The organism is Pseudomonas sp. 14P5.3.2, from assembly GCF_057799175.1.
The window spans coordinates 48,654-60,991 of record NZ_JBYOKU010000008.1 but is presented as its reverse complement, the minus strand read 5'-3'; the positions used below and the strand labels follow the sequence as shown (position 1 = coordinate 60,991).

The 12,338-nt window shown below is 60.7% G+C and carries 13 protein-coding genes; 8 read left to right on the top strand and 5 right to left on the bottom strand.

Annotation, left to right across the window (positions count from 1 at the left end):
• Positions 1–18: 18 nt before the first annotated feature.
• From dgcA to AC27VU_RS08705, 3 genes are all read right to left on the bottom strand, one after another.
• Entirely contained in the window at positions 19–2,079 is a 2,061-nt protein-coding gene (gene dgcA / locus AC27VU_RS08715) for a dimethylglycine demethylation protein DgcA (RefSeq protein WP_003228979.1), read from the bottom strand.
• A 152-nt stretch (positions 2,080–2,231) separates the two neighbouring features.
• Positions 2,232–2,765, bottom strand: a complete 534-nt coding sequence (locus tag AC27VU_RS08710) for a DUF5943 domain-containing protein (protein ID WP_065260203.1) — start codon at positions 2,763–2,765, stop codon at positions 2,232–2,234.
• Positions 2,766–2,979: 214 nt separating this feature from the next.
• Positions 2,980–3,957, bottom strand: coding sequence for a dipeptidase (locus AC27VU_RS08705; RefSeq protein ID WP_338800190.1), 978 nt, complete (start codon positions 3,955–3,957; stop codon positions 2,980–2,982).
• A 234-nt stretch (positions 3,958–4,191) separates the two neighbouring features.
• Here AC27VU_RS08705 and AC27VU_RS08700 point away from each other — a divergent pair, with 234 nt between their 5' ends.
• The 3 genes from AC27VU_RS08700 (at position 4,192) to AC27VU_RS08690 (ending at position 5,465) form a co-directional block, all read left to right on the top strand.
• A complete protein-coding gene (locus AC27VU_RS08700) occupies positions 4,192–4,593 on the top strand; it encodes a lysozyme inhibitor LprI family protein (RefSeq protein ID WP_003228981.1) in 402 nt (133 codons plus the stop codon).
• A gap of 103 nt (positions 4,594–4,696) precedes the next feature.
• Complete coding sequence (locus AC27VU_RS08695) at positions 4,697–5,020, top strand: helix-turn-helix domain-containing protein (protein WP_488723874.1); 324 nt, start codon at positions 4,697–4,699, stop codon at positions 5,018–5,020.
• Between the two features lie 28 nt (positions 5,021–5,048).
• The gene (locus tag AC27VU_RS08690) at positions 5,049–5,465 is read left to right on the top strand and encodes a DUF3010 family protein (RefSeq protein ID WP_064589572.1); all 417 of its coding nucleotides are present in this window, start codon (positions 5,049–5,051) and stop codon (positions 5,463–5,465) included.
• A gap of 137 nt (positions 5,466–5,602) precedes the next feature.
• Here AC27VU_RS08690 and AC27VU_RS08685 read toward each other — a convergent pair whose 3' ends face one another.
• Positions 5,603–6,547, bottom strand: coding sequence for a GlxA family transcriptional regulator (locus tag AC27VU_RS08685; protein ID WP_488723873.1), 945 nt, complete (start codon positions 6,545–6,547; stop codon positions 5,603–5,605).
• A gap of 190 nt (positions 6,548–6,737) precedes the next feature.
• On the opposite strand from AC27VU_RS08685, the gene AC27VU_RS08680 reads away from it, so the two are divergent.
• The 5 genes from AC27VU_RS08680 to AC27VU_RS08660 all read left to right on the top strand — a co-directional run bounded on the left by AC27VU_RS08680 (position 6,738) and on the right by AC27VU_RS08660 (position 10,896).
• A complete protein-coding gene (locus AC27VU_RS08680; protein ID WP_488723872.1) occupies positions 6,738–7,682 on the top strand; it encodes a choline ABC transporter substrate-binding protein in 945 nt (314 codons plus the stop codon).
• Positions 7,683–7,757: 75 nt separating this feature from the next.
• The gene (cdhC, locus tag AC27VU_RS08675) at positions 7,758–8,645 is read left to right on the top strand and encodes a 3-dehydrocarnitine:acetyl-CoA trimethylamine transferase CdhC (protein WP_103484867.1); all 888 of its coding nucleotides are present in this window, start codon (positions 7,758–7,760) and stop codon (positions 8,643–8,645) included.
• A 155-nt stretch (positions 8,646–8,800) separates the two neighbouring features.
• Positions 8,801–9,766 (top strand): L-carnitine dehydrogenase, encoded by a 966-nt coding sequence (locus tag AC27VU_RS08670; RefSeq protein WP_488723871.1) that lies wholly within the window; start codon positions 8,801–8,803, stop codon positions 9,764–9,766.
• Positions 9,767–9,893: 127 nt separating this feature from the next.
• Complete coding sequence (locus AC27VU_RS08665; protein ID WP_488723870.1) at positions 9,894–10,370, top strand: thioesterase family protein; 477 nt, start codon at positions 9,894–9,896, stop codon at positions 10,368–10,370.
• Positions 10,371–10,632: 262 nt separating this feature from the next.
• The gene (locus tag AC27VU_RS08660; protein WP_103304375.1) at positions 10,633–10,896 is read left to right on the top strand and encodes a hypothetical protein; all 264 of its coding nucleotides are present in this window, start codon (positions 10,633–10,635) and stop codon (positions 10,894–10,896) included.
• 153 nt (positions 10,897–11,049) lie between these two features.
• Here AC27VU_RS08660 and gbdR read toward each other — a convergent pair whose 3' ends face one another.
• Positions 11,050–12,153, bottom strand: coding sequence for a choline metabolism transcriptional regulator GbdR (gbdR, locus tag AC27VU_RS08655; RefSeq protein ID WP_201136384.1), 1,104 nt, complete (start codon positions 12,151–12,153; stop codon positions 11,050–11,052).
• Positions 12,154–12,338 lie beyond the last annotated feature (185 nt).

Sequence of the window (12,338 nt, the reverse complement as noted above, 5' to 3'; positions counted from 1 at the left end):
GGGGTCATGTGCAAGTCCTTAGAAGTCTTTGCACAACCGCAGGGCGTCGTAGATCGCAGCGTGGGTATTACGCTGCGCCACGCAGTCGCCGATACGGAACAGCAAGTAGCCGTCGCCGGTGGTACTCAGCGATGGCTGCGGCTTGATCGCGAACAAGGCATCGATGTCGATCTGCCCCTTGTTGCGCGAACCGTCCTTGAGTCCGTAATACAGCTCTTCATCCGGACGCACGCCGTTTTCCACCACCACCTGATCAACCACCCGCTCCTCTTTGGCGCCGGTGTATTCGTTCTCCAGCACCGCCACCAGCTTGTCGCCTTCGCGGTAGACCTTCTCCAGCATCATGTCGCCGGTCATGATCACTTCTTTCGGGTACATGCTGCGGTAGTAAGTCGGGAACGATGTCCCGCCAATGGCCACACCCGGTTTGATGTCGTCGGTGACGATTTCGACCTGGCTGCCCTTGTCGGCGAGGAAGTCGGCGACCGACATGCCGGTGAACTCGCAAATGGTGTCGTAGACCAGCACGTTCTTGCCCGGCGCCACCTTGCCGTCGAGCACGTCCCAACTGCTGACCACCAACCCTTCGGCGGCGCCCCAGTGCTCGTTCTGCTCGAGGAACGGATGCCCACCGACCGCCAGCACCACCACGTCCGGACGCAGATCGAGGATGGTTGCTGCATCGGCCGCTGTACCCAGACGCAGATCGACTTTCAGCCGCGCCAACTCCAGCTGGAACCAGCGGGTGATGCCGGCGATCTGGTCACGCTGCGGCGCTTTCGACGCGGTAGTGATCTGCCCACCGATGAATTCTTTCTTCTCGAACAGGGTCACGTCGTGGCCCCGTTCGGCCGCCACGCGCGCGGCTTCCATCCCGGCCGGGCCGGCACCGACCACCACCACTTTGCGTTTCGGCCCGGTGGATTTCTCGATGATGTGCGGCACGCCCATGTATTCACGGGACGTCGCGGCGTTCTGGATGCACAGCACGTCCAGACCCTGGTACTGGCGGTCGATGCAGTAGTTGGCGCCGACGCATTGTTTGATCTGGTCGACCTGGCCCATCTTGATCTTGGCGATCAGGTGCGGGTCGGCGATGTGCGCGCGGGTCATGCCGACCATGTCGACGTAACCACCTTCAAGGATGCGCGTGGCCTGGTTCGGGTCCTTGATGTTCTGCGCGTGCAGCACCGGCGCTTTCACCACTTCCTTGATCCCGGCCGCCAGGTGCAGGAACGGCTCCGGTGGATAACTCATGTTGGGGATCACGTTGGCCAGGGTGTTGTGGGTGTCGCACCCTGAACCCACGACACCAATAAAATCGATCATGCCGGTGTCGTCGTAATACTTGGCGATCTGTTTCATGTCCTCGTGGGACAGGCCGTCCGGGTGGAATTCGTCACCGCAGATACGGATGCCGACGCAAAAATCGTCGCCGACTGCCTTGCGCACAGCCTTGATCACTTCGAGGCCGAAACGCATGCGGTTCTCGAAGCTGCCGCCCCACTCGTCAGTCCGCTTGTTGACGCGCGGGCTCCAGAACTGGTCAATCATGTGCTGGTGCACGGCAGACAATTCGACGCCGTCCAGGCCACCGGCCTTGGCCCGTGCCGCAGCAGTGGCGTAGTTGCCGATCACCCGCCAGATTTCTTCCGGCTCGATGGTCTTGCAGGTCGCACGGTGCACCGGCTCGCGGATGCCCGACGGCGACAGCAGGGTCGGCCAGTGCTCGCCGTCCCAGCGCGAGCGACGGCCCATGTGGGTAATCTGGATCATGATCTTGGCGCCATGCTTGTGCATCGCGTCGGCCAGATTCTGGAAGTGCGGGATGATCCGGTCGTCTGCCAGGTTCACCGATTTCCACCAGCCTTGCGGGCTGTCGATGGCCACACTGGAAGAACCGCCACAGATCGCCAGGCCGATGCCGCCCTTGGCTTTCTCTTCGTAGTATTTGACGTAACGGTCGGTGGTCATGCCGCCGTCAGTCGCGTAGACCTCGGCGTGCGCGGTGCTGAGCACGCGGTTGCGGATGGTCAGTTTGCCGATCTGGATCGGCTGGAACATAGCTTCGAAAGCCATGGCGGTCTCCTCAAATCGTTAAAAAACTACTGCGCTCGACCATGCTGCGTTGAAGTCAGACTCGAAATGCTCATTGACTAAAGTCAACTCCGCTTTCTCGCCTGACTTCGCCTTGCCTGGCCTTCGCTCGCTACGTTTTTTCAACGATTTGCTTATTGTTTAGGTTTGACGGTGAACAGGCCGTCGTCGTGGCCTTCTTCGGAGCCACCGTAGACTTGCTCGGCCACCGTACGAATCTTGCTGCCACGTGCAGCGAGGATCTGATCCATGGCCCCGGCAAACCAGCCGGTGAACATGTAGTCGACCTTGCGCCCGACCTTGCCGTACACATAGACGAATGCCGAGTGTTCGAGCTTGACGCTGGCGGTGCCTTTGTCGAGGTCGATGTCCTGAATCTTGAACAGGCCCCAGCCGCGTTGCGACAGGCGTTTCATGTAGTGTTCGAACACCGCGACGCCTTCCAGGCCGTGGCATTCGGCTTCTTTTTCACACCAGTGCCAGGCGGACTTGTAGCCAGCCTTGTAGAGGATTTCGGCATAGGCTTCGGCGCCCAGCACTTCCTCGATACCCATGTGGTTGTTGACGAAGAAATGCCGTGGCACATAGAGCATCGGCAGGGCGTCGGAGGTCCAGACACCGGTCTCGCTGTCGACTTCGATTGGCAATTGCGGGGCGATCTTGGCCATGGAAACTTAACTCCAGAAAAATTCGTGGTCGGTGCAGAGCAAAGCTTTTGCTTTGCTCTTATAAAAAAGCCGTATGAATGACTTTGGAGCCGTAGCGAGCACGTCGAGAGCAAGGAAGGACCGGAGCGACAAGCGAGACAGTACGGGACGTACGGCGAGTTTGGCGCGAGGACCTGACGCAGCTATCGGCGAGCGGAGTAGGCTCCAGAGTTATTCATTCGCCCCAGACGTCCTTTAGGACATCGACCCAGTTTTCGCCCATGATCTTGCGCACCACGCGCTCGGAGTGGCCGCGCTTGAGCAGGGTTTCGGTCAGGTTCGGGAACTCGCCGACGGTGCGGATGCCCAGCGGGTTGATGATCTTGCCGAAGCTGGTCAGACGACGGGCGTAGCCCTTGTCGTGGGTCAGGTATTCGAAGAAGTCCTGGCCGTGACCCTGGGTGAAGTCGGTGCCGATGCCGATGGCGTCTTCGCCGACAATGTTCATGGTGTATTCGATGGCTTCGGCGTAATCGTCGATGGTCGAATCGATGCCCTTGGCGAGGAACGGCGCGAACATGGTCACGCCGACAAAACCGCCGTGGTCAGCGATGAACTTCAGTTCAGCATCGGACTTGTTGCGCGGGTGCTCTTTCAGACCCGACGGCAGGCAGTGGGAATAGCAGACCGGTTTTTTCGATTCGAGGATGACTTCTTCGGACGTCTTGGAGCCGACGTGGGACAGGTCGCACATCACGCCGACGCGGTTCATCTCGGCGACGATTTCGCGACCGAAGCCGGACAGGCCGCCATCACGCTCGTAGCAACCGGTGCCCACCAGGTTCTGGGTGTTGTAGCACATCTGCACGATGCCGACGCCGAGCTGCTTGAACACCTCGACATAGCCGATCTGGTCTTCGAACGCGTGGGCATTCTGGAAGCCGAAGAGGATGCCGGTCTTGCCCTGCTCCTTGGCGCGACGGATGTCGGCGGTGGTGCGCACCGGCATCACCAGGTCGCTGTTTTCGCGGATCAGCTTCTGGCTGGCGGCGATATTGTTCACGGTCGCCTGAAAGCCTTCCCACACCGACACAGTGCAGTTGGCCGCCGTCAGACCGCCCTTGCGCATGTCTTCGAACAGCTCGCGGTTCCATTTGGCAATGATCAGACCGTCGATAACGATGCTGTCGGCGTGTAATTCGGCTGGGCTCATCAGGCGTCCCCTTATTGGCGATTCATGCGCCGAATCGTCTGCCGGCGCTTTGGGGCCAGCATATGCCTCGGTGCCGGGGCGACCGGGTGCAAAAACGACAGGGGAATTGCCGAAAGCGTCAATCCGCGACAAAGCGTCATCAGGCGACCCGACCAGCCACCTGTTCAAGCCCGCAAGCTTGAGCCAGAATCTGGCGCATCTTGGATACACCACTGGATTAGAGCGGCGACATCAATGAAATCGATCTTCCTGGCTTTGGCACTGATTGCGACCGGCGTACACGCCGCCGAAGACACCGACAACAACCCGTGTGACGCGGTGGAAAACGACGTCCAGACCCTGGAATGCTCGACCTACAGCCGCACCACCGCCGAAGACCTGCTCAAGGACAACTACGCCAGCCTCAACGAACGCATGCAGGCCACCTACGGCAAAAACGCCGCGCAACTGGCCGACATCACCGCCAAATTGAAAACCGCCCAGCAACAATGGCTGAAAACCCGCGACGCCGATTGCGCAGTAGAAGCGTTCCCCGCCACCGAAGGCAGCAAGGCGTTCAAGATTGCGCAGAATGACTGCGTGGCACGGATGAGTGACGAACGGTCGGAGTTTCTGGAGTCGATTGGGCAGGAGTGATCCTGGAAGTTCGGCAACATGCCGACAAACGTTGTTGATTGGCCGACTGGGAAATATAAGTAAAGATTCGAAAATCTTATAAAAGACTTATATTTCCAACGCCATGAATCCACCTGCCGACATCCAGATCATCAAAGATGCCGAGGGCAACCCGGCCTTCGTAGTCATACCCTACGCTCAATACGTCGCGCAGAAAATGCAGCCCGATCTGATCCCGCATGAGGTGGTGAGCCGCATGGTTGACGGGGCGACACCGATCCGTGCCTGGCGCGAACACCTGAAGCTGACTCAGGAAGAAGCGGCGAAACGTCTGGGAATTTCCCAGCCGGCGTTCGCTCAACAGGAAACGGTAGCGAAGCCACGCAAGGCAACTCGGGAGAAAATTGCCGCAGCGTTCGGCATCACCGCCAATCAGCTTGAGTTGTAGGCTGCCCTCTTCATTCAAAGGAATTCCCATGAACATCTGCGGCATCGAAATCAAAGGCAGCGAAGCGATTATCGCCGTGGCCTCCCTTGACGGGGCAACGCTGAGCCATGTGGCGCTCAACACCAAGAAAATCGCCCTCGACGATGATGACGAGGCGGCCAACGTCAAACGTTTCGCGGCGCAGGTCGCTTCGTTTGTGCGCGAGCATTCGATTGACCGGATTGCGATCAAGAAGCGCAGCAAGAAGGGCGAGTTTGCCGGTGGCCCGACCACGTTCAAGATCGAGGGTGTGTTTCAGTTGCTGGACGGGTGTGAGGTGACGTTGTTGTCGCCGCAGACGATCAATGCGCAGGCCAAGAAGCACAACTTTGAGCTGCCGGGGACGCTGAACAAGTATCAGCATGAGGCTTACAAGGCGGCGTGTTCGGCGTTGGTGAAGAAGTAACCCTATCCTCCAGACGACACAAACCAACTGTGGGAGCGGGCTTGCTCGCGAATGCGGTGGATCAGTCAACTCATGTTTCGACTGACACTCCGCATTCGCGAGCAAGCCCGCTCCCACATTGGGTTTTGGTGCGCCCATCAAGCCTGTACGGTACGCCGGTCTTCGCGGGGGCAGCGTGCGAACTTCGCCCGGTAGCTGCGGGTGAAATACGACGGAGATTCAAAGCCGCAGGCGATGCTGACTTCGAGCACGCTCATGTCGGTCTGGCGCAACAGCTGCCGGGCTTTCTCCAATCGCAGACGCAGATAGAAATTGCTCGGCGTGTCGTTCAGGTGCAGCCGAAACAAACGCTCCAGCTGTCGCCGCGTCACCTTGATCGATTCCGCCAGTTGCAGTGTGGTCAGCGGCGGTTCGCTGTGCTGTTCCATCTCGCCAATCACTTGCACCAGTTTCTTGTTGCTGATGCCGTAGCGCGTGGCGACTTCCATGCGCTGGTGGTCTTTGCGCGGACGAATCCGCCCCAATACAAACTGCTCGCTGACCTGAATCGCCAATTGCGGGCCATGGGCCTGGGCGATCAGGTCGAGCATCAAATCAATGGAGGCGGTGCCACCCGCCGAGGTGATACGCCGCCGATCGATCTCGAACAGCTCCTGGGTGACGCTGAGCTGTGGATAAGACTCTTTGAAAGCATCGATGGCTTCCCAGTGCAGGGTCAGGCGATGACCGTCGAGCAGGCCGGCCTCCGCGAGCACGAAACTGCCGGTGTCGATGGCGCCGAGGGTCACGCCTTCGTTGTCCAGCCGGCGCAGCCAGTGCTCAAGGGTTGGCGTGGCGAACTTCAGCGGTTCGAACCCGGCGACCACCAGCAGCGTCGCGCCCTTCTTCAGCGGCTCCAGCGCCGCGTCGGCATTGACCGACATGCCATTGCTCGCCAACACCGCCCCGCCATCGGCGCTGAGCACATGCCAGCGGTACAACTCGCCGCGAAAGCGGTTGGCCACCCGCAGCGGTTCGATCGCAGAGATGAAGCCGATGGCGGAAAACCCCGGCATCAACAGAAAGTAGAACTCCTGGGACATGGGCGCACTCGGTTAGCGGGTAGCGTGGAACGTTGATACGCCGATTGTCGTCAGCGTTCAAGCGCACAGGTCGCTACAGTGCAAATGCCAGTCGCCGCAGTGCGCTTTCACGGGGCCGTTGCTGCGTAACTTGGCATCACCGGCGCGCAGACGCCGGAACTCACAATAATGACCTGCCGAGGAACCCGACATGAAACGACTGATCAGCAGCTGCGTTCTTGCACTCAGCGGTACCGCTTTCTTGAGCGCCAGCGTCATGGCGGCCGAACCCGCGTCATGCCAGAACGTGCGCATGGGCGTGGTCAACTGGACCGACGTGATCGCCACCAGTGCCATGACCCAGGTGCTGCTCGATGGCCTCGGCTACAACACCAAACAAACCAGCGCGTCCCAGCAAATCATCTTCGCCGGGATTCGCGATCAGCGGCTGGACCTGTTCCTCGGCTACTGGAACCCGCTGATGACCCAGACCATCACCCCGTTCGTCGACGCCAACCAGGTCAAAGTCCTCGAAGCCCCGAGCCTGAAGGACGCCCGCGCGACCCTCGCCGTGCCGACTTATCTGGCCGACAAGGGCCTGAAAACCTTCGCCGACATCGCCAAATTCGAGAAGGAACTGGGCGGCAAGATCTACGGCATTGAACCGGGCTCGGGCGCCAACACGCAGATCAAGGCAATGATCGCCAAAAACCAGTTCGGCCTCGGCAAGTTCCAGCTGGTCGAGTCCAGCGAAGCCGGGATGCTCGCCGCCGTCGACCGCGCCGTACGCCGCAAGGAGGCCGTGGTGTTTTTCGGCTGGGCGCCGCACCCGATGAACGTCAACGTGAAAATGACTTACCTCACCGGCAGCGACGACGCCCTCGGCCCGAACGAAGGCATGGCCACGGTGTGGACCGTCACCGCGCCGAAATACGCCGAGCAATGCCCGAACGTCGGTCGTCTGCTGAGCAACCTGACGTTCACCGCCGAAGAAGAGAGCCGGATGATGCAGCCGCTGCTCGATCACAAGGACGCCTTCGAATCGGCCAGGCAATGGCTCAAGGACCACCCCGAAGACAAGCAGCGCTGGCTCGACGGTGTGACCACCTTCGACGGCAAACCGGCGGCTGAAAACCTGCAACTGACCAGCCAATAACGCACCCCGAATCAACCCTTCGCAGCCTGAAAAAGGGCTGCGAACAGACCCATCACGCCTGAAGGAAATCGCACCATGAACCACGACGTCATCATCACCTGCGCACTCACCGGTGCTGGCGACACGACCGCCAAGAGCCCGCATGTGCCGGTCACCCCGAAACAGATCGCAGCTGCCGCCGTGGAAGCCGCCAAGGCCGGTGCCACGGTTGTGCACTGCCATGTGCGCGACCCGCAGACCGGCAAGTTCAGCCGCGACGTGGCGCTGTACCGCGAAGTGATGGAGCGCATCCGCGAAGCCGACGTCGACATCATCGTCAACCTCACCGCCGGCATGGGCGGCGACCTGGAAATCGGTGCCGGCGAGCACCCGATGGAGTTCGGCCCGAACACTGATCTGGTCGGCCCGCTGACCCGCCTGGCCCACGTCGAAGAGCTGCTGCCGGAAATCTGCACCCTTGATTGCGGCACGCTGAACTTCGGCGACGGCGACACCATTTACGTCTCGACCCCGGCGCAACTGCGCGCTGGCGCCAGACGCATTACCGAGCTGGGGGTGAAGGCCGAGCTGGAGATTTTCGACACCGGTCACCTGTGGTTCGCCAAGCAGCTGATCAAGGAAGGTTTGCTCGACAACCCGTTGTTCCAACTGTGCCTGGGCATCCCGTGGGGCGCGCCGGCTGACACCACCACCATGAAAGCCATGGTCGACAACCTGCCGGCCGACGCGGTCTGGGCCGGGTTCGGCATTGGCCGCATGCAGATGCCGATGGCCGCGCAAGCGGTGCTGCTCGGCGGCAACGTGCGGGTCGGCCTGGAAGACAACCTGTGGCTGGACAAGGGTGTGCTGGCAACCAATGGCCAACTGGTCGAACGCGCCAGCGAGATCCTCAGCCGCCTCGGCGCTCGGGTGCTGACCCCGGCTGAGGGCCGCAAAAAGATGGGCCTGACCCAGCGCGGCTAACCACCAGCAAAAAAATGGGGCCCTGACTGCCCCCCGATTTCACCTGTAGGAGCTGCCGAAGGCTGCGATCTTTTGATCTTGCTTCAAAAAATCAAAATCAAAAGATCGCAGCCTTCGGCAGCTCCTACAGGAAACACCTTTTTCAGGGAGTTTCTATGAGTTTTATCACCAACATCAAAACCTTCGCCGCCCTCGGCAGCGGTGTCATCGGCAGCGGCTGGGTCGCGCGCGCCCTCGCCCATGGCCTCGACGTGGTGGCCTGGGACCCGGCGCCCGGCGCTGAAGGCGCGCTGCGCAAACGCGTGGCGAATGCCTGGGGCGCGCTGGAGAAAAACGGTCTGGCGCCCGGCGCCTCGCAGGAGCGCTTGCGCTTTGTCGCGACCATCGAGGAGTGCGTGCGCGACGCGGACTTCATTCAGGAAAGCGCTCCGGAGCGCCTTGAACTGAAACTGCAACTGCACAACAAAATCAGCGCAGCGGCCAAGCCCAATGCGCTGATCGGCTCCAGCACCTCGGGCCTGTTGCCGAGCGAGTTCTACGAGAGCTCGACCCACCCGGAACGCTGCGTGGTCGGCCATCCGTTCAACCCGGTTTACCTGTTGCCGCTGGTGGAAGTGGTCGGTGGCAAGCACACCGCACCAGAAGCGGTGCAAGCGGCGATGCAAGTCTACGAATCCCTCGGCATGCGCCCGCTGCATGTGCGCAAGGAAGTACCGGGATTCATCGCTGACCGTCTGCTCGAAGCGCTGTGGCGTGAGGCGCTGCACCTGGTCAACGACGGCGTAGCGACGACTGGCGAGATCGACGACGCGATCCGCTTTGGCGCCGGGCTGCGCTGGTCATTCATGGGCACTTTCCTGACCTACACCCTCGCCGGTGGCGATGCCGGAATGCGTCACTTCATGTCGCAGTTCGGCCCGGCGTTGCAGTTGCCGTGGACCTATCTGCCGGCACCGGAACTGACCGACAAGTTGATTGACGATGTGGTCGATGGCACCAGCGACCAGCTCGGCCGCCACAGCATTTCCGCGCTGGAGCGCTATCGTGATGATTGCCTGCTGGCGGTGCTGGAGGCGGTGAAGACCACCAAGGAGAAGCATGGAATGAGTTTCAGCGAGTAATCCTTGCTCAGCAGTTCCGGCCCCTTCGCGAGCAAGCCCGCTCCCACAGGTGAGCGCATTCCAATGTGGGAGCGGGCTTGCTCGCGAAGACGGCAGCCCAGCCACCATCAATGTTGGATCTGACACCATGCCCACCCTCACCACCTACCAAACCCGCATCATCCCCGACTGGGTCGACTACAACGGCCACCTGCGCGATGCCTTCTACCTGCTGATTTTCAGCTACGCCACCGATGCCCTGATGGACCGTCTCGGCATGGACAGCAACAACCGCGAAGCCAGCTGTCATTCGCTGTTCACCCTCGAACTGCACCTCAATTATCTGCACGAAGTGAAGCTCGACGCCGAGGTCGAAGTGCGCACGCAGATCATCGGTCACGACAGCAAACGCCTGCACCTCTATCACAGCCTGCACCTTCCCGGCGACGACAAGGAACTGGCCGGCAACGAGCAGATGCTGCTGCACGTCGACCTCGCCGGCCCGCGTTCGGCGCCTTTCACTACGGACACCCTGAGCCGCCTGCAAGCCATCATCGCCGAGCAGTCCGATTTACCCGCCCCCGCCTATGTCGGTCGCATCATCGCTTTGCCACCGGCACGGTAAGCATGCAGCACGCAAAAAAAGCCCCGATACAAGCCGTGACAGGATCGGGGCAGAGGGTACTGTTGAGGAGCTGCCAGTCGAGGGTGACCAAACCGTCGTGTAGCGAGCTGAGGCCAGTGTGCCCACTCCCCTGGGCGGTGAGTTAGCCGAAAACGACCTGTTCATAGCCGTCGCAGCCACTGCGACAAATCGCCCTTGCCGTCACTTCCCGTGCCTACCAGAATCGAGCCACGACCTCCGTTACCGAAGAAGGATGCGCGCCATGATGTACGCCGATTTGATCGATCAGGAAGACCTGTTGGGCCAGCTCAAGGCATTGGGGTTTCAGGTGCCGAGCGGCTCAACCGCCGAGCAGGCCTGTGAGTGCGCGGTGCGCGGTCTGGATAATGTTCGCGCGTTTGAACTGCGCAAGATGGTCAAGGACATGTACACCAGCGGAGCCAGTATCCAGCCAGCGGTGCGTCAGGCGATCGACAAGCAGTTGTTGCCGGCATTGGCGCAATACCAACAGACCCACAGCGCCTGACGAGCAACTGTGGCGAGGGAGCTTGCTCCCGCTGGGCCGCGAAGCGGCCCCGAACCGGCAGATGCACTGTTCCAGATAAATCGCATTCGCAGGTTTTACGAGCGCTTCGCGCTCGAGCGGGAGCAAGCTCCCTCGCCACAAAAACTTTCCGGTCTACAACCTTACGCTGGCAAACGTCGACTCATTACGCGCCTGACTCAACGCCGACAGCGGACCCGACAGCGGCGACATCACGATTGCCTGCGGCAGCGGCAGCATCGCCACTTGCTGGGTGGTGTTGGAGCCTACGCGTTCGTCACGCGGTGGAATGCCGAAGTATTCGCGATAGCACTTGGAGAAGTGCGGGGTCGAGACGAAACCACACACCGACGCCACTTCGATGATCGACATCGGCGTCTGCTTCAGCAGTTGCCGCGCACGGATCAGGCGCAGCTTGAGGTAGTAGCGCGACGGCGAGCAGTGCAGGTATTTCTGGAACAGGCGCTCCAGCTGGCGACGCGACACGGCGACGTACACCGCCAGTTCGTCGAGGTCGATCGGCTCTTCCAGATTGGCTTCCATCAGCGCGACGATTTCCTGCAGTTTCGGCTGGTTGGTGCCGAGCATGTGCTTGAGCGGCACACGCTGGTGATCCTGCTCGTTGCGGATACGCTCGTAGACAAACATTTCCGAGATCGCGGCAGACAGTTCGCGACCATGATCGCGGCTGATCAGGTGCAGCATCATGTCCAGCGGCGCGGTGCCGCCGGAGCTGGTGAAACGGTTACGGTCGAGGGTGAACAGACGAGTGCTCATCGCCACGCGGGGGAAAGCTTCCTGCATCGCCGCCAGACATTCCCAGTGCACGCTGCAATCGAAACCGTCGAGCAGACCAGCACAGGCTAGGGCCCAACTGCCGGTGCAGACGGCGCCGAGACGTTTCGATTGACGGGCCTGGCTTTGCAGCCAAGAGACGTGTTCACGGGTCACGGTACGTTGAATGCCAATGCCGCCGCAGACGATCACGGTGTCCAGGGGCGGGGCTTTGTGCATGGAGGCATCGGGGGTGATTTGCAGACCGTCACTGGCCCACACCTGGCCGCCATCGACCGTCAGGGTGCTCCAGCGATACAGCTCACGACCGGACAATTGGTTGGCCATGCGTAGCGGTTCAACCGCAGAGGCCAGAGAAATCAGCGTGAAATTGTCCAGCAGCAGAAAGCCGATGGATTGAGGCGCACGGTTCTGGGGTTGGGCCCCGGAGTTGAACGACGTCATCGCGGTATCTCCTCACACAAAGCGGGTGATGGCCTCAGGCGGAGGCTCTTGTTATTGCCGGCGTTCTCGCGTGGGAGACGGGCTTTGTTATGACAGAGCAATTGCCATGCCTAAAATTGAATGGCTGTTCAATAACTCCTGAAAACGACGTCGCGACGTGTCTATTCAAGACGTCCGACGAAAGG